The 17,667-nt window shown below is 72.5% G+C and carries 13 protein-coding genes; 8 read left to right on the top strand and 5 right to left on the bottom strand.

All coding sequences use genetic code 11. The features are described from left to right. The first annotated feature begins 406 nt into the window (after positions 1-406). Positions 407-820, top strand: a complete 414-nt coding sequence (locus ABH940_RS13480; RefSeq protein ID WP_370071034.1) for a cobalamin B12-binding domain-containing protein — start codon at positions 407-409, stop codon at positions 818-820. 59 nt (positions 821-879) lie between these two features. On the opposite strand, the gene ABH940_RS13475 is transcribed toward ABH940_RS13480, so the two are convergent. Both ABH940_RS13475 and ABH940_RS13470 read right to left on the bottom strand, forming a co-directional pair. Then, a complete protein-coding gene (locus tag ABH940_RS13475) occupies positions 880-2,397 on the bottom strand; it encodes a DUF5691 domain-containing protein (protein ID WP_370105352.1) in 1,518 nt (505 codons plus the stop codon). A gap of 63 nt (positions 2,398-2,460) precedes the next feature. Then, complete coding sequence (locus ABH940_RS13470; RefSeq protein WP_370071030.1) at positions 2,461-3,759, bottom strand: SWIM zinc finger family protein; 1,299 nt, start codon at positions 3,757-3,759, stop codon at positions 2,461-2,463. Positions 3,760-4,021: 262 nt separating this feature from the next. On the opposite strand from ABH940_RS13470, the gene ABH940_RS13465 reads away from it, so the two are divergent. The 3 genes from ABH940_RS13465 to ABH940_RS13455 all read left to right on the top strand — a co-directional run bounded on the left by ABH940_RS13465 (position 4,022) and on the right by ABH940_RS13455 (position 8,992). Further along, positions 4,022-5,182: an AAA family ATPase gene (locus tag ABH940_RS13465; protein WP_370071028.1), complete on the top strand. Its 1,161-nt coding sequence runs from the start codon at positions 4,022-4,024 to the stop codon at positions 5,180-5,182. A gap of 10 nt (positions 5,183-5,192) precedes the next feature. Further along, positions 5,193-7,700, top strand: a complete 2,508-nt coding sequence (locus tag ABH940_RS13460; protein WP_370105351.1) for a DUF5682 family protein — start codon at positions 5,193-5,195, stop codon at positions 7,698-7,700. 170 nt (positions 7,701-7,870) lie between these two features. Next, entirely contained in the window at positions 7,871-8,992 is a 1,122-nt protein-coding gene (locus tag ABH940_RS13455) for a VWA domain-containing protein (RefSeq protein ID WP_370071059.1), read from the top strand. Between the two features lie 28 nt (positions 8,993-9,020). Here ABH940_RS13455 and ABH940_RS13450 read toward each other — a convergent pair whose 3' ends face one another. Further along, complete coding sequence (locus ABH940_RS13450) at positions 9,021-9,644, bottom strand: ATP-binding protein (RefSeq protein WP_370071024.1); 624 nt, start codon at positions 9,642-9,644, stop codon at positions 9,021-9,023. Positions 9,645-10,152: 508 nt separating this feature from the next. Between ABH940_RS13450 and sucC the strand changes: the two genes are divergently transcribed. Both sucC and sucD read left to right on the top strand, forming a co-directional pair. Then, positions 10,153-11,328, top strand: a complete 1,176-nt coding sequence (gene sucC, locus ABH940_RS13445) for an ADP-forming succinate--CoA ligase subunit beta (protein WP_370071022.1) — start codon at positions 10,153-10,155, stop codon at positions 11,326-11,328. Between the two features lie 17 nt (positions 11,329-11,345). Beyond that, complete coding sequence (gene sucD, locus ABH940_RS13440) at positions 11,346-12,227, top strand: succinate--CoA ligase subunit alpha (protein ID WP_370105350.1); 882 nt, start codon at positions 11,346-11,348, stop codon at positions 12,225-12,227. Between the two features lie 110 nt (positions 12,228-12,337). Here sucD and ABH940_RS13435 read toward each other — a convergent pair whose 3' ends face one another. Then, the gene (locus ABH940_RS13435) at positions 12,338-13,771 is read right to left on the bottom strand and encodes a hypothetical protein (RefSeq protein WP_370105349.1); all 1,434 of its coding nucleotides are present in this window, start codon (positions 13,769-13,771) and stop codon (positions 12,338-12,340) included. Positions 13,772-14,180: 409 nt separating this feature from the next. Here ABH940_RS13435 and ABH940_RS13430 point away from each other — a divergent pair, with 409 nt between their 5' ends. After that, a complete protein-coding gene (locus tag ABH940_RS13430; protein ID WP_370071016.1) occupies positions 14,181-15,674 on the top strand; it encodes a DUF6350 family protein in 1,494 nt (497 codons plus the stop codon). On the opposite strand, the gene ABH940_RS13425 is transcribed toward ABH940_RS13430, so the two are convergent. After that, entirely contained in the window at positions 15,628-16,596 is a 969-nt protein-coding gene (locus ABH940_RS13425) for a hypothetical protein (RefSeq protein WP_370105348.1), read from the bottom strand. The genes ABH940_RS13430 and ABH940_RS13425 overlap by 47 nt on opposite strands. A gap of 318 nt (positions 16,597-16,914) precedes the next feature. On the opposite strand from ABH940_RS13425, the gene purN reads away from it, so the two are divergent. Then, on the top strand, positions 16,915-17,601 hold the full coding sequence (purN, locus tag ABH940_RS13420) for a phosphoribosylglycinamide formyltransferase (RefSeq protein ID WP_370105347.1): 687 nt from the start codon (positions 16,915-16,917) through the stop codon (positions 17,599-17,601). Positions 17,602-17,667 lie beyond the last annotated feature (66 nt).

Below are 17,667 nucleotides of genomic sequence, written 5' to 3'. Positions count from 1 at the left end.
GACGCGGCGGCGACCGTGCCGCACCAACCTCGTGCGGCGCCGGAGTCGCGGCCGAACGTGTGTCGAGGGCGCGCCGAGCGGGCGGCAGCACAGCGGTGGCTGCGTGACGGCTTGCGGCTCCCCGCTGCGCCTCGATGCCCCCGCCACCCTGATGGCCGCCTTGGTGGTGGATCACAGGCGGCTGACGACGGGTGGGCGTCGCCGAGGTGGGGTATGGCTCCAACGCGCAGTGAACTCGTCGATGAACGATGGATCAGGACGAACGGTGGATCATTGTGATTCTCCCCTCGCTCGGGTCTGCGAAACGGCGTCCGGCCCCGGCCGGGGATAACGTTCCGACACCGGATGCCGACACCGGATGGCAACGTCGGTCAACGCAGCAACTGCAAGGACGCAGGAGGCAAAGATGGGCGTGTCCGGCCCTATCCGCGTGGTGGTGGCGAAGCCCGGTCTCGACGGTCACGACCGTGGCGCCAAGGTGATCGCCCGTGCGTTGCGCGACGCCGGCATGGAGGTGATCTACACCGGGCTGCACCAGACCCCGGAGCAGATCGTCGACACCGCGATCCAGGAGGACGCGGACGGGATCGGCCTGTCGATCCTCTCCGGCGCGCACATGACGCTCTGCGCCAAGATCGTTGAGCTGCTCCGCGAGCGCGACGCAGCCGACATCGTGGTCTTCGGCGGCGGCATCATCCCTGACGCCGACATCCCGCAGCTCAAGGAGCTCGGCGTGGCCGAGATCTTCACCCCCGGCACGCCGACGCGCGACGTGGTGAGCTGGGTCGAGAGCAACCTGCGTGCGGGCGCCGCGGCCTGATCCTCGGGCGGCGGACCGTCCGGCTCCGGGCGCGGAAGGTCACCCGTCGAACCTGAAGGTCAGCCGGCGAGCTTGACGCCGCCCGGTTCGCGGCTGTCCGGTTCGCGGCTGCCCAGTTCGGTGAGCATCGCATTGCGGGTGCGCAACGTGCCGGCGAGCCGGGTGAAGACCTCCGCCCACGCTGCTGAACCGGTCGCGGCCAGCTCGTCGACGCGAGCGGCCGCGGCGACCGGCAACGAGCGCTCGGCGACGCCGAGCACGCCGCTGTGGCTCCACGGGTAGGCGCCGCCGTTCGCGGCCTCGGCGAGTGCGTCCAGCACCGTCGTGGACAGCAGCTCCGGCCACGGACCCGGGCAGGTGACCAGCAGCTGGAACGCGTCGGCCAACCCCTGTACGGACAGGAAACCCGCCGTCCACTCCGCCCGCTCGTCGGGCGGCAGTACGGCGACCAGGCGGGCCGGCGTGCCCGTTGCCCCATGGGCGGCGTGGATGGTGAGCAGCGCGCTCGCCCATGCGGCGTCGTGCTGGCGGACCGCGGCCCGGGCCCAGGCGTCGAACAGCTCGCGGGCCCACTCCGGGGTGGGCGAGAGCGCCAGGACCTCCTCCGGCGGGCCGATCAGCTCGGTCCAGAGACGGAGCGGGGTCGCCGCGACGATCTCGCCAAGCCAGAATGCCCGGTCACCACGGCCGGTCGGCGAACCGGCGGCTATGCCGTCTCGCTGCATCGCGGCATCGCAGCCGGTGGGCGGCTCGACGACCAGGTCCTGGCCCTGCAGGAAGACCGCCTGCCGCGCGCGCTGGGCCATCCGCCCGGCCAGAGCGGACCCAGGCAGCGTGGAGAGCAGCTCGGCCGCCGTCGCCCGGACGTTCTTGGCGCGGTCTGCGAGAGCGGCCTCCAGAAAGGCCTCGTCGTCCGGACCGAGGCCCTCCTGCAGTGCGTCCAGGAAGAGCAGCCGGTCCTCCGCACGTTCGCTGCGCCACGTCGTCCGGAGCAACGCCAGCCCGGCCGCGGGATCGCGCCTCCGGAGTCGGGTCAGGTAGGTGACACGCTCGGCGAAGAGACCCTCCTGCCAAAGGGACTGACTGTTTGTCGGATCGACTGTCGTGTCGTTGACCTCGGGGCCCTCCACGGGCACGCGCAGCACGAAGCGCCACTCGGGGTTGAGCCCGGCCAGCCAGCGCCCGACGGGACCGGCGACGGCAACGGCGTCCGGGCGGATTTCGCTCCGCTGGCGTGCGGTGTCGAGCAGTTGTGGGAGCAGTGACGAAGGCGGCGCGTAGCCGCGCAGCCGGGTGGCGGCGAGCCACTGCGGCAGCAGTTCCCCGGCTGAGCCGTCCGCCAGCAGGGACGCGAGTCGTCGTGCGGCGGCCGGAGGCAGCGGCGTGCGGGTGTCCGGTGGCGCGGCGGCCGGTATCTCGGGTGCGGGCGCCGGACGCAGACCGGCCCGGCGTGCCACGGTGAGCGCGGCGGCACGGTCGAGCAGGTCGGGCCGACTGCGGCGGTTGGTGCCGAGGAGGGCGTCCTCGACGAGGTCGGACCAGGCGGTTGCGGGAGGTGCAGGCGTCGTGGGCGTCACGTGAGGCCTTTCTGCCGGGGCGGGGTGCGGGGCAGCCGATGAACGTAGGTGAATTGCCCGCGCTCACAGCAGAAGGGATCCCTCGTCGGTCCAGGCGGTGACCGCATCGAAGCCGCGGCAGCCGCACTCGCCGAAAAGGGTGACTGGACGGCCCTGGGACGCGGCGACGAGCCGCCAGAGCGAGCCGGAGCGCAGCGGTATCGCGCCCGTGCCGTCGACCAGGCTCCAGCCCGTCTCCGTGGGCACCGGGACGACGTCCGAGACGACGACCGGCCAGCAGGTCAGCCACGGGTCGTCACCGAGCGCCGCCGCGTAGGTGTCCAGCGCGGCATCGACGGTCACGCCGGAGGGCCGCGGCGCGGCGGCGGGAGCGGCGTGGCGGGCGCCGAGGGCGGCGCGCAGCGGGCGGGCAGCCGGGTGGAAGGCCAGCTCGGCGTCGAGTGCCAGGCCGGTCGGGAGCGCCAACTCCGGCGCCACGCCTGGGCGGCCGAAGGAGAGCAGCAGCGCGGTGTGGCCCGACTCCTCACCCCGGAGCCAGAGCCGGCGCGTGGTGAGGCGCTCGTCGGCGCTGTCGCGGGAGCCGAGGACCAGCCACCGGTCGCGGACCAGCGGGCCGCGCAGTACCTCGGCGCTGTCGACGGTGAAGCCGACGCGGGAACGGACTGTCGCCGCCAGGGGTTCGGGCAACTCGCCGACCCGCTGGTAGCCCGAGGCCAGCAGGTGCAGCAGGCCGTACTCCTCCAGCAGGCGGGAGGGCCAGTCCGGTCCGGATGCCGGCAGCGCGCCCAACTCCCGTGCACGGGTGGCCAGGCCGGGGGCCTGGGCATCGACCATGCGCGCTGCGACGCCCTCCCAGAAGCGGTAGCCCTGGCCGGGCGCCTCGGCGAGCCCGGTGCCGAGCTGGTCCGTGAGGCGGGCCTGGAGCTCGGCCGTACCGACGGCAACGCGTGCCTCACGCCCGGCCCGGCGGGCGACCGCCGCGGTGTCGTCCTTTGGCGCGGACGCGGTGGCGCGCTCCGTAGCGCGCTCGGCCCGCTGCTGACGGGAGGTCAGCCAGGAGGCGGCCCACTCCGATGCTTCGGCGTCGGACAGGGCGTCGCCGGACCAGAGCAGCAACAGCGCCAGCGCGTGTTTGCAAGGGAACTTCCGGCTCGGGCAGGAGCAGTGGTAGGCGGGGCCGTCCAACGCGACCACCGTTTGGTAGGGCCGCGACCCGCTGCCCTTGCAAGCGCCCCACACGGCGGCGGCGGACGCGCCCGTGTCGGACCAGGGCTCCGCTTTGGCGAGCTTGGCGGCGGCCTTGGCCGAGGGGGCGTCAGGGGAGAGGGAGAGAACGTGATCGGTAGTCCAGCGATCGTTCATGTCCGTGACGTTAGAGCCCACCACTGACACATCGGGCTGCTGCGTAAGGCGTCGTTCACTCGTTCGGGGCGGTGGCCCGACGAATTGTCAGACCCACCGTGCAGAGTGGTTCTCGCAGGCGACGACCGGGCCGTGAATGCCCTGTCGACCTGCCGACTCTGCGTTTTCGACTGTGCTGCCGACCGTGTTTCTGACTGCGTTTCCGACCGCGTTCCGGCGGTCCGCCGACGATGCCCTGGTGCCTTCCTCCCTGAGGAGACCTATGTCCACGTCCACCACACCCTCCGTCCCCGTGCCCGACCCCGTGTCCGACCCTGTGCTCGACACCCCGGCCGAGGCTCCGGCCGTGCTCCGGCCGCATGCCGAGACGGCGTACGCGGCCGAGCTCGCGGCGCTCGCCGCCGCGGACGACCGGCCGCGTCCGGCGCGCTGGCGGCTCTCGCCCTGGGCGGTGGCCACCTACCTGCTCGGCGGCACGCTGCCGGACGGCACGGTGATCACGCCGAAGTACGTCGGTCCACGTCGGATCGTCGAGGTCGCGGTGACCACCCTCGCCACCGACCGGGCGCTGCTGCTGCTCGGTGTGCCGGGCACGGCCAAGACGTGGGTGTCCGAGCATCTGGCCGCCGCGGTCAGCGGAGACTCCACGCTGTTGGTCCAGGGCACCGCGGGCACGCCGGAGGAGGCGATCCGCTACGGCTGGAACTACGCCCGGCTGCTCGCGGAGGGCCCCAGCCGGGAGGCCCTGGTCCCGAGTCCGGTGCTGCGCGCCATGGCGGAGGGCATGACGGCCCGGGTCGAGGAGCTCACCCGCATCCCGGCCGACGTGCAGGACACGTTGATCACCATCCTCTCCGAGAAGACGCTGCCGATCCCCGAGCTGGGCGACGAGGTGCAGGCCGTCCGCGGCTTCAACCTGATCGCCACCGCCAACGACCGCGACCGCGGCGTCAACGAGCTGTCCTCCGCCCTGCGACGGCGCTTCAACACGGTGGTGCTGCCGTTGCCCGCCTCGTTCGACGACGAGGTGGACATCGTCGCCCGCCGCGTCACCGAGCTCGGCCGCTCGCTCGAACTCCCGGAGACGCCGACCGCGTTGGCCGAGATCCAGCGCGTGGTCACGGTCTTCAGGGAGCTGCGCGACGGCGTCACCGCCGACGGGCGGACCAAGCTCAAGTCCCCCTCCGGCACGCTCTCCACGGCCGAGGCCATATCCGTGGTCACCAACGGGCTCGCGCTGGCGGCGCACTTCGGTGACGGTCAACTGCGCGCGGGGGACGTGGCCGCGGGCATCCTCGGCGCGGTGGTCCGCGATCCGGCGACGGATCAGCTGATCTGGCAGGAGTACCTGGAGTCCGTCGTGCGAGAGCGCGCGGACTGGAAGGACTTCTACCGCAGCTGCCGCGACGCGGTTGCGCGCTGAGGAGGCGGCGTTGACGGAGACCGCCCTGTTGGGCATCCGCCATCACGGTCCCGGCTCGGCACGGGCCGTGGGCGCGGCGCTGGCCCAGTTCCGGCCGGACGTGGTGCTGATCGAGGGGCCGCCCGAGGCCGACGCGTTGTTGCCGCTGGCCGCAAGCAAGGAGATGACGCCGCCGGTCGCGCTGCTCGCGCACGTCGTGGACCAGCCGTCGCGGGCGGCGTTCTGGCCGTTCGCCGCGTTCTCGCCAGAGTGGGTCGCGCTGCGGCACGCCCTCGACGGCGGAATCCCGGTGCGCTTCGTCGACCTGCCGGCGGCGCACACCTTCGCCCTCGCCACCAGCGACGACGAGGACGAGAAGGATGAGAAGAACGCGAAGGACGAGAAGGCTGAGCGGGCCGAGAACGGCGATCCGGTCGAGACGTCCGTGGCGACGCCGCTCCTGGACCCGATCGCCGAACTCGCGCGCGCTGCCGGGCAGGAGGATGCCGAGCGCTGGTGGGACGACGTCGTCGAGCACACCCACCCGGCACGCATGGCCTCGTCCGGGGGCGCAGACGGAAGCACTGACGGAAGCATCGACGTGAGCGCTGACGGGAACGCCGACGCGCCGCCCGTCGACGCCCTGGCGCCGTTCCGCGCTCTCGCCGAGGCGATGGGGGAGCTGCGGGCCGGGGTTCCGGTCACGCCCGGGGACGCGCGCCGCGAGGCGCACATGCGCAAGCAGATCCGGGTCGCGGCCAAGGCCGGGCACCAGCGGATAGCCGTCGTCTGCGGCGCCTGGCACGTGCCCGCGCTCGAGCCCAAGGCGTCGACGGCCGCCGCCGACAACGCGCTGCTGCGCGGCCTGCCCAAGGTCAAGGTCGAGCTGACCTGGGTGCCGTGGACGCATCGTCGGCTCTCGCAGGCCACCGGCTACGGGGCGGGGATCGCCTCCCCGGGCTGGTACCAGCACCTGTTCGAGGCGAACGGCCAGCGGGTCGTGGAGCGTTGGCTGACCAAGGTCGCGGTGCTGCTGCGCGAGGAGGACCACGCCGTCTCCTCGGCGCACGTGATCGAGGCGGTGCGGCTGGCGGAGACCTTGGCCGTCGTCCGCGGTCGGCCGCTGGCCGGGCTGGCGGAGACGGTCGACGCGGTCCGCGCGGTGCTGTGCGACGGCTCGGACGTGCCGCTGCGGTTGATCGAGGACCGGCTGGTCGTCGGCGACGCGCTCGGCGAGGTGCCGGAGGGAGCACCAGCCGTGCCGCTGCAGCGGGACCTGACCCGGCTTCAGCGCGAGCTCCGGCTCAAACCCGAGGCCCGGGTCCGGTCCCTCGACCTGGATCTGCGGCGTGAGTTGGACGCGGCACGCAGTCGGCTGCTTCACCGGCTGACGCTGCTCGGCATCGACTGGGCGGTCCCCGCCCGTTCCCAGACCCGCTCCACCGGGACCTTCCGGGAGAGTTGGGAGCTGGCCTGGGAGCCGGAGTTGGCGGTCAAGGTCGCCGAGGCGGGCGTGTGGGGCACGACCGTCGAGGCGGCTGCCTCGGCGCGTGCCTCGGCGCAGGCGGTGGAGGCCGGTCGGCTCGGGGAGGTGACCGCGCTGGCGGAGCGCTGCCTGCTCGCCGCGCTGCCGGAGGCCCTTCCGGTGGTGCTGCGCTGCCTGGCGGACCGTGCGGCGCTCGACACCGACGTGGACCATCTTGCCGACGCCCTCCCGGCGCTGGTGCGCTCCCTGCGCTACGGCGACGTCCGGTCCACCGGAGCCGGGCTGCTGAGCGAGCTGGCGACCTCCCTGGCCGTGCGCATATGCGTGGGGCTGCCCGCCGCGGCCACGTCGCTCGAGCCGGTGGCGGCAGCCGCGCTGGCCGACCGGATCACGGCCACCCACAGCGCGATCGGCCTGCTTGCGACGACGCTCTCGGAGACGGAACCCGCCGCCGAGCTGACCGAGCTGACCGAGTTGACTGAGCAGACCCAGGAGGCCGAGCCGACCGCGTCCACCGCGCCCACCGCGCGGCGTCAGCCAACAACACCGGACGTGTCGGAGCAGTGGGTCGCCTGCCTGCGCGGCCTGGTGCGGCGTGAGCTCGCCGCCGGAGTCGTTCGTGGCCGGGCCACCCGACTGCTGCTGGACGACGGCCGGTTGGCGGAGGACGAGACGGCCCGGCTGCTCGGGCTGGTGCTGACGCCTGGGGTCCCGCCCGCCGAGGGTGCGGCGTGGGTCGACGGCTTCCTCGCCGGCGGCGGGATGTTGCTGGTGCACGACCAGCGCCTGCTCGCGCTGCTCGACGCCTGGATCGCCGCGATCCCGGAGGACGTGTTCCCGGACGTGCTTCCGCTGCTGCGCCGCACCTTTGCCCGGCTGGAGGCCGGTGTCCGACGCAGCGTCGGCGAGCGGGTGCGTGACGGCATGTCAGGGCGCGACCGCCCGATGGACGCGCCGCTCGGCTTCGCGGTCGGGTTCGACGCCGAGCGGGCCGCGCCCGCTCTGGCCACGGTCCAGTTGATTCTGGGGACGGGGACGGGAGAGACGAAGTGACGCGGCAACAGACGACACATGACGCTCGGGGCACCGGCGATCACGGCGCTCACGAGGAGCACGGCGCTCACGAGGAGCACGGCGCTCACGAGGAGCACGGCGCTCACGAGGAGCACGGCGCTCACGAGGAGCACGGCGCTCACGAGGAGCACGACGATCACGACGAGCGACTGCGTCGTTGGCGGCTGGCCCTCGGCGGGGACGCGGACGGGACCGGGCGGGCGCTCGCCGGGCGGGACGCCGCGATGGACCGGACCCTCGCGGCGCTCTACCAGCAGCGGCCCGAGGGCTCCGGGTCGGGCACGCGCAGCGCCGGGCTGGGCGGCTCCGCCCCGCAGGTGGCGCGCTGGCTGGGCGACATCCGCAGCTACTTCCCGACCAGCGTGGTCCAGCTGATGCAGCAGGACGCCATCGAACGCCTGGGCCTGGCCCGGTTGTTGATGGAGCCGGAGATGCTGGAGGCGGTCGAACCGGACGTGCACCTGGTCGCCACACTGATCTCGCTCGGCAAGGCGCTGCCGGAGACCACGCGGGAGACCGCCCGCGCGGTGGTCCGCAAGGTCGTCGCGGACCTCGAACGCCGGATCGCCACGCGCACCCGCTCGGTGGTCGGCGGCGCGCTGGACCGCAGCGCCCGCACCCACCGGCCACGCCACCACGACATCGACTGGAACCGCACCATCCGGGCCAACCTCGCCAACTACCTGCCGGAGCAGCGCACCGTCGTGCCCGAGCGTCTGGTCGGCTATGCGCGGGCGCAGCGGGCGGTGAAGAAGGACGTCATCCTCTGCATCGACCAGTCCGGATCGATGGCCGCCTCGGTGGTCCACTCGTCCGTCTTCGGCGCCGTGCTGGCGTCGATGCACTCGCTCAGCACCCGGCTGGTCGTCTTCGACACCTCCGTCGTCGACCTGACCGAGGAACTGGCCGACCCGGTGGACGTGCTCTTCGGCGTCCGCCTGGGCGGCGGCACGGACATCAACCGGGCGCTGGCCTACTGCCAGTCGAAGATCACCCGGCCCGCCGACACCGTGGTGGTCCTGATCAGCGACCTGTACGAGGGCGGCATCCGGACGGAGATGCTGAAGCGGGTGGCGGCGATGAAGGCCGCCGGGGTGCAGTTCATCGCGCTGCTGGCGCTCAGCGACGAGGGCGCGCCCGCCTACGACCGCGAGCACGCCGGAGCCCTGGCCGCACTCGGTGCACCGGCGTTCGCCTGCACGCCGGACCTCTTTCCGGAGGTCATGGCGGCGGCACTGCAGAAGCAGCCGCTGCCGATACCCGCCGAGTGAGCGGAAGCGGGGCTTTCACCCACATGGCTCAGCGCGGCAGAGGAAGTGCCGCCCAGACCGTCTTGCCGACCGTCTCTCCGCTCGCGCCGGGGCGGGGGACGGCGCCCCAGGCGGTGCTGAAGGTGTCGATCAGCAGCATGCCGCGTCCGGCCTCGTCGTCCTCGCCCGCGCGGGCGACCCGGGGGACGTCGCGCAGGTCCTCGTCGTCCACCTCGACGAAGAGCATCCCCCGGGCGCTCCACAGCCGGCAGTGCAGGCGTTCGCTGCTGGTGTGCCGGACGGCGTTGCCCACCAGCTCGGACATGCACAGCTCGGTGTCGGCCAGCGTGTCCGGAGCGAGTCGCCACATGGCGGCGGTGATCCGGACGAAGAACCGGGCCCGGGCGACCGACGCGGCGACGGCGGCGAAGGTGGCTGCTGCCTGGCGGTCCATGGGCCAGCTGGAACGGGCCGCGCCGAGCTCGGACGCGTGGGCTCTGTGTCCTGGACCGTCGTCGCAGCCCTCACCGCCGCCCTCGTCGCAGCCGCTGTCGAGGCCTCCGTCGCGGCTGTCTCCGCCGTCGGGGAGCGCACCCTCGGAGAGCGCACCGTCGGAGAGTGCACCGGCGGAAAGCGCGTCTGCGGCCGCGCCGGGACTGTGAGTGCTGTGCATCGGGCGTCCGCTTCTCGGGCACTTCGGACACGGGTGGCGGGAGTTCACCACGCTCTGTGATGTATCCGTTATACCTGCCGGGTTCCCGGCGCAAGGGTCCTTCCATGGATGTCCACCGAACGGCCGGAGTGAATCAGAAGCGCACACCCTGAAGGACGCCGAGCCGACGTCGGACCGGACGCCGGAACAGACGCCGGACCGACGCCGAATCGGACGCCGCGCGGAGCCGCGCCGGCGGGCAGGACCGAACAGCGGAGTCGCGCGCCGCGCCGCCCGTACCCCCGTTGTGATGGTTATCACCGGTCTGTGGAGCCTCCCAGGTGAACCCCGCACCCCGGACGGCGATAACCTGCGAGACGGACATGCCGCGTGCCACGCCGCCGTGTGCTCCCCGTAGCGAAGGCGCTGACGCCAGGACCCCTGCCAGGGCCCCCGCGCCCCCGCCCGACATCGGTCGTGTGCGGCACGCTGGGAAGACAAGCAGTCGCGATCACAAGGACGGACGCGCGTGGACCTGTTCGAATACCAGGCGAGGGACCTCTTCGCCAAGCACGGTGTACCGGTGCTGGACGGTGAAGTCATCGAGACCCCGGAGGCCGCTGCTGCGGTCGCCGAGCGCCTGGGCGGCCGCGCGGTCGTCAAGGCTCAGGTGAAGGTCGGTGGCCGTGGTAAGGCCGGCGGCGTCAAGCTCGCCGCCGACCCGGCGGACGCCGTGGAGAAGGCCAAGGCCATCCTCGGGATGGACATCAAGGGCCACACCGTCCACAAGGTGATGCTCGCCCAGACGGCGGACATCAAGGAGGAGTACTACGTCTCCTTCCTCCTCGACCGGACCAACCGGACCTTCCTGGCCATGGCCTCCGTCCAGGGCGGCGTGGAGATCGAGGTCGTCGCCGAGGAGAACCCCGAGGCGCTGGCCAAGGTCGCCGTCGACGCTGTCGAGGGTTGCACCCCGGCCAAGGCCGCCGAGATCGTCGCCGCGGCCAAGTTCCCGGCCGAGATCGCCGACCAGGTCGCCGAGGTCCTGCAGAAGCTGTGGACCGTCTTCATCGCCGAGGACGCCCTGCTGGTCGAGGTCAACCCGCTGGTCAAGACCGGCGAGGGCAAGATCATCGCGCTTGACGGCAAGGTCTCCCTGGACGAGAACGCCGGCTTCCGCCAGCCGGAGCACGAGGCGCTGGAGGACAAGGCCGCCGCCAACCCGCTCGAGGCGAAGGCCAAGGAGAAGGGCCTCAACTACGTCAAGCTCGAGGGCGAGGTCGGCATCATCGGCAACGGCGCGGGTCTCGTCATGAGCACCCTGGACGTCGTCGCCTACGCCGGTGAGAACCACGGCGGCGTCAAGCCCGCCAACTTCCTCGACATCGGCGGTGGCGCCTCCGCCGAGGTCATGGCGAACGGCCTGGAGATCATCCTGGGCGACCCGGACGTCAAGTCCGTCTTCGTCAACGTCTTCGGTGGCATCACCGCGTGCGACGCGGTCGCCAACGGCATCGTCCAGGCTCTGGAGCTGCTCTCCAGCAAGGGCGAGGCCGTCACCAAGCCGCTGGTCGTCCGCCTGGACGGCAACAACGCCGAGCTGGGTCGCAAGATCCTGACCGACGCGAACCACCCGCTCGTGCAGCAGGTGGACACCATGGACGGCGCGGCCGACAAGGCCGCTGAGCTCGCGGCTGCGAAGTAAGGGCTGGGGAACCGAGAATGGCTATCTTCCTCACCAAGGACAGCAAGGTCATCGTCCAGGGCATGACCGGCTCCGAGGGCATGAAGCACACCCGCCGCATGCTCGCCTCGGGTACCGACATCGTCGGCGGCGTGAACCCGCGCAAGGCCGGCACCACCGTTGACGTCGACGGCACCGAGGTGCCCGTCTTCGGCACCGTCAAGGAGGCCATCGCGGCCACCGGCGCCAACGTCTCCGTGATCTTCGTTCCGCCGGCGTTCACCAAGGCCGCGGTCATCGAGGCCATCGACGCCGAGATCCCGCTGGCCGTCGTGATCACCGAGGGCGTGCCGGTCCACGACACCGCCAACTTCTGGGCGTACAACAACCAGAAGGGCAACAAGACCCGCATCATCGGCCCGAACTGCCCCGGTCTGATCAGCCCCGGACTGTCCAACGCGGGCATCATCCCGGCCGACATCACCAAGGCCGGCCGCATCGGTCTGGTGTCCAAGTCCGGCACCCTGACGTACCAGATGATGTACGAGCTGTCCGACATCGGCTTCTCTTCGGCCGTCGGCATCGGTGGCGACCCGGTCATCGGCACCACCCACATCGACGCCCTTCAGGCGTTCCAGGACGACCCCGACACCGACATCATCGTGATGATCGGTGAGATCGGTGGCGACGCCGAGGAGCGCGCGGCCGCGTACATCAAGGAGCACATCACCAAGCCGGTCGTCGGCTACGTGGCGGGCTTCACCGCGCCCGAGGGCAAGACCATGGGCCACGCCGGCGCCATCGTCTCCGGCTCCTCCGGCACGGCCCAGGCGAAGAAGGAGGCCCTCGAGGCCGCCGGTGTCAAGGTCGGCAAGACGCCGTCCGAGACCGCCCGCCTGGCCCGCGAGCTGATCGGCTGAGACGGTTGACCGCCTGACTGCCTGACGCACGCAACGCGCACGCGAAGCCGCCCTGCCGGAGATCCCTCCGGCAGGGCGGCTTCGCGTTGTCAGCCGTCAGTTGTCAGTGGTCAGTGGTGGGATTTCTTGGTGGAGGAGGACTTCTTCTGGTGGCCGCCGTGGCCGGAGTGCCCTGAATGACCGGGGCGGTCACAGGGAAGGGAGAAGATCCGGCAGAGAGCCGGCGTGCTGTTCTGGTCGGCGCTCGTCCCTGTGCTCGTCCCGGCGCCCGTCGTCGGCTGGGCGGTCGGGCTGGACTGCGTGGTCGGGCCGGCCTGCTTCCCCTTGGAGTTGGCGGCGTCGGCTGCCTGCTGCTTCTTCTGCTTGGCCAGGGCGGCCTCGTAGCGGGCGCGTTCGGCCCAGTCGACGGGGATCGACGGCAGCCTCTGGTGCGGCAGGTGCTTCGGCTGCGCCTGGGCCGGGGAGTAGAGGGCGAGTTGGGTGGCGTTCGGGTTGGGGTGGACGATGATCGGCCGCTCCGCCGGGTGCATCGGAGTGCCCCACAACAGCGAGGCCGCCAAGCCGCCCGCCGTCGCCAACGTCAGCACGCCGGACGCCAGGGTGAGGCCGTGGTCGTGGAGCCGGGCCCGGGTGCGGGTGACACCGGGTGCGGTCAGCGGTTCCATACCCGCACAGCCGCGTTCGGCGGTCCTGCGCAGCCGCGCGCCCAGGCGACGGCCGAAGCCGCTCTGCTCCGGGTCCGACCCCACCACGCCCGGCACGGCCTCCGCGAGCGCGCGGCGGCCCCGCGCCACGCGGCCGAAGGTGACCGGGGTGCTGCCCTCGACCTCGGCGGCGGTCTGCGCCCAGTCGAGCCCTATCACGTCGTGCAGGACCAGGGCCCGTCGCTGCGGGCGGGGCAGCCGCATCAGGGCCTTCATCAGCGCCTTGTCGGAGCCGGCCTGCTCCGGGTCCGCCTGCGCGGCCGCTTTCGGGTCCGCCTTGGGAGCGGCAGCCGGGGTGAGATGACGGTGCGGCAGGCGCAGCAGGTGCTGCATGCGCGGGCCGCCGCGGTGCCACGGCGACAGGGCCAGCTCGAAGGCCGCGGCGCGCACCCAGCCCTCCGGCGAACTGTCCAGGCTGACGATGCGCCAGTCCGTCCAGGCCTGCTGGAAGGCACGCCGGACGCAGTGCGCGGCGCGGTGCTGACTGCCGGTCAGCAGGTAGGTCTGCTGCACCAGGCGCGGCCCGGCGTCGCGGTAGAGGGCGTCGAACGTCTCGGCCGTGGGCATTGGCGTGGCCATGGGCGGGGGAGCGGGTGGCGACGTGGGTGGTGATGTGGGGGCGCTCGGCGCGGCGAGCGGCGACTTGTTCCCGTTGACCTTCCCGTTGACCTTGCCGTTGACGGTGCCGTTGGCCTTCCCATGGCCGTTGACCTGCGGCCCTGATCCGGAGTCGACACTGCGGGTCGCGGCGGGCGGAGCGTGACCGACGGAGCCGAGCCGTCCCGGTGCACCCGGCGCAGGGGCCAGCGAGGAGAGGGTCGGTGCGGACGGCTGCTGCACAGCCGCGTTTTGTGGGGTTGTCACAAGGCTTGGGGGAGGGGGCGGCTGAGGCCGCGTCTCCGACTTCTGCTGCGCTCCGGATGCCTTCGGTGGAGCCTTTGCAGGTGCTTTGGCAGGTGCTTCGGCGGGCAGGGAGGCGGCAGCTGACGGAGCGTCGGCTCCGACCTCGGTCATCTTGTCCGGGGCCTGAGCTTTGTGCCCTGCCGCCCCTGCTGCCCCTGCCGCGGAGCGGCGGGCAGCCTGGGCCTGCTTCTTGGTGCGGCGGCGCGGTGCGGGCGCGGTCATGCGGGCACCTCGAGGATCGCTGTGGCCGGGGTGAGGCTCAGTCGCATATATGAATTGTTGGAGCAAAGAGTGACAACTGCATGTTTTGTGACAGATCGGGCGTGTCTCGGTCCCACGCTGAACCATGGCGAATTTCGACCGACCCGCTCTTCTCGCCGGCGCCGCAGCGGCCGTCGCCGGATGGGGACTGGTCGCGGTGCCCGTGTTCCTGCTGTGGGTGGTCACCCCGTACGCCGACGACAGTCTGCTTGCCGTGCCACGCCTGGCCGGAGGGCTGTGGCTGCTCGGGCACGGCGGCCCGCTCCGCTGGGAGGACCCGGTCGGGTCGGCGACGTTGGGGGTCGCGCCGCTGGCCGTCACCGCCCTGGCCGTCGTGCTCGTCCACCGCGCGGCCGCCCGTACCGGACGGATCGGCAGCGTTGTCGCCGGGTACGCGGCCGTCGGACTCCTTGTCGCCCTGCTGGGGCTCGCCGGAGCGTTGCAGAGTGAGCCGCTGCCGGACCTGCTGTGGGTGGTGCTGACGGCCCTGCCCGCCGCGATGACGGGTGCGCGGCGCCGGACCGGGGAGTGGGGGATCGCCGCAGCCTGGGCCGCGCTGCGGGCCCGAGGGCAGTGGCTCGGTATCTGGCCGGTGGTCGCACCCGAGGGCCGGTTCGCTGCCACGCAAGCCCGGATCGGTGCGCTCGCGCCCTACCGGGACCGCGTGCTGCGGGCGGGCACGGCCGGGGCGCTGGCCCTGCTGGGGAGCGGCGCGCTGGTGCTGACCGTGGCGCTGCTCGTGCACCTGAGCGCCGTCGGCGGGCTCGCCGCGCAGCTCGCGCCGGACGTGCCCGGACGGGTCGGGCTGCTGCTGCTCTGCATCGTGCTGCTGCCGAACGCCGCCGTTTGGGGGGCATCCTGGGCACTGGGACCGGGATTCACCCTCTCGGCGCATGCTGCGGCCACCGGCACGCAGGCGCTGCCGCCGATCGCCTTCCCGCTGCTGGCGATCGTCCCCGGGCCGGGACGCTCGGTGCTCGGGTTGATCGCGTTGCTGACGCCCCTCGTCGCCGGAGCGGTGGTCGGCTGGGCGCTCGGCCGCGACTCCGCGGGTGCGCCTGCGAACTCATCGGGCGACCAGGCCGATGAGGCCTACGAGTCCGATGACGCCGACAAGTCCGACGAGGCCGACGAGACGGCCACGACAGCCGGGACGGGCCGATGGGCGCTCGCGATGACGGTGCTCTGCGCGTCGGCCTGTACCGCCGGGATCGCGGCGGCCGTGGCGCTGTGGGCCGGGGGAGCGCTGGGAGACGTCGCGCTCGCGCATGTCGGGCCGCCGGTCGGGTGGACCGCCCTTGCGGCGTTCGGCTGGACCGCGGGTGCCGGCCTGCCCGCGGCGTTCCTGCACCGTTGGTGGTCGGGCCGCGCGGAACGCGCGGCGGTACGTGCGACCGAGCGAGCCGCGCAGTCCGAGACCGGTACCGGAACCGACCTCGGGACGGAATCGAAGGACCTCGTCGCCGACCTCGTTCCCGAGGGCTGGGCCGCCTCCGGGACGGGCGAGCCGAGTCTGGCTCGCCGGTTCTGGATCAGCCGCCGTTCAGCTGGACGAGCCAGGCCGGAGGCCGGGGCGTGACCGAGGTCGCGCACTGGCTGTAGGACTGCTTGGTCGGCGCGTTCGCCTCGCAGTCGTAGTAGCTCTTGTAGTACAGCTGCACGCCGAAGACCACGGCGACCAGCGCCAGGCTGACCGCACCGGCGATCAGGCCGCCGATCGCTGCCGGGGCCTGCGGCTTGACCGGCGCCATCGGGTAGTAGCCGGAGTGGCCGACGCCCTGACCCGACCATCCCGGTTGGGACGGCTGGGACGGCTGGGACGGCTGCTGCGGAGCCTGCGGCGGCAGGGCGTTGCCCGCGCCGGGGGACTGGAAGATGTTCGGCGTGGTGGCGGCGCTCTGCGGCGTCTTCGCGGTGCCGCGCAGTGCGCTGACGCCCCAGTACACCGCCAGCGCACCGAGCAGCAGCGTCAGGTACGGCACGCCGAGGATCAGGAAGAGGAAGCCCCACATGCCGCTGAGCAGCGCGTAACGCGCGCGGCGCTGGACCGGGTCGGAGGGGTCGAACCGGGGCGGCTGCTGCGGGTAGAAGCGCGGCAGCGGCGGCTGCTGGCCCTGGTAGCCGGGGCTCCACGGGTGCGGCGGCGGGACCTGCGCCCGCCCACGCGTCGGCGGCTGGTCCTGCGGCGGCTGACCCTGACCCTGGCCATGACCTTGACCTTGGCCGGGCCGTCCCTGCGGCGGCTGCGCGTGTCCCGGCTGGGCCTGGGGACGGGCGTCCTCCGGCGGCGCACCCTTGTCGCCCTGCGAACCGGCACCTGTGCCGGCACCGTCGCTGGAGGCGTGTGCGTGCCCGGTGGCTGCGGGAGCGGGGAGACGCGGCTGCCAGGGACGGTCGGGCGTGCCCTCGGGCGGCGGCGCGAACGGGTCGCGCGCCTGCTCGCCGGTCGGTTTGGTGTCGCCGGTGTGGCCCATCGTCTTCGCCGCAACTCCTGCTCGCACGGTCTCCCTGTCGGAAGACACCCTCTCACTACCGGAGCATCCGTGGCGTGCGACCCCAGGATGATCCACGCCGGTGATCGTCGGCCGGGGTTCAGGCGCGCGTACAGCTGCCGGTATCGTTGCTGACGGATGGCGCGCCCAGGAGGTTCCCGTCCGGTTCGCGGGAAAGCCGCGGACACCGTTCGGCGGACGCGGATGCCGGTCACGAGATGACACCCCGCGACTGCCACCCGATGAGCTCGACGCACGCCTCGTGAACCGTGCACGACGAACCGTGTACGACTCCGGCGGCGTCAGCCCGACCTGAAGGACCGAGCAGTGGCTCTTGCGCCCGGCAGTGCACCGCTGGACTTCGCCGCACCCGCGGCGCCCGCCCGGCTTGTCGTCCTCGTCTCCGGTTCGGGTACCAATCTGCAGGCGCTGATCGACGCCGCCGCCGACCCGGCCTTCGGCGCCGTCATCGTCGCTGTGGGCGCGGACCGCGACGGCATCGCCGGTCTGGAGCGCGCCGAGAAGGCGGGCATTCCCACGTTCGTGCACCGGGTGAAGGACTACCCCGAACGCACCGACTGGGACGAGGCGCTGACCGGGGCCACCGCCTTCCACACGCCGGACCTGGTCGTCTCCGCAGGCTTCATGAAGATCCTCGGGGGCGCGTTCATGACCCGCTTCGCGGGCCGCATCGTCAACACCCATCCCGCCCTGCTCCCCTCCTTCCCCGGCGCGCACGGCGTGCGTGAAGCGCTGGCGTACGGGGTCAAGGTCACCGGCTGCACCGTGCACCTGGTGGACGAGGGCGTGGACACCGGACCGATCATCGCCCAGGGCGTGGTCGAGGTCGCCGACTCGGACTACCTGGACGAGGGCGAGGCGCTCCACGAGCGCATCAAGGACGTCGAGCGCAAACTGCTCGTCGACGCGGTGGGACGGCTGGCCCGACTGGGCCACCGGATCGACGGACGCCGGGTGCTGATCCCGGTGCCCTCGGCCGGAGCCGCCGAGTAACCACACGCGGGCACCACACCACATAAACCGCGCCGGCGGGGTGGTCATCTCGCCGGGGCATTGCAG

It is taken from the genome of Streptacidiphilus sp. BW17, from assembly GCF_041262485.1.
In the GTDB taxonomy this organism is placed as follows: domain Bacteria; phylum Actinomycetota; class Actinomycetes; order Streptomycetales; family Streptomycetaceae; genus Streptacidiphilus.
Note: the sequence above shows the minus strand (reverse complement) of the source record. Positions and strands in the feature narration are given on the sequence as shown.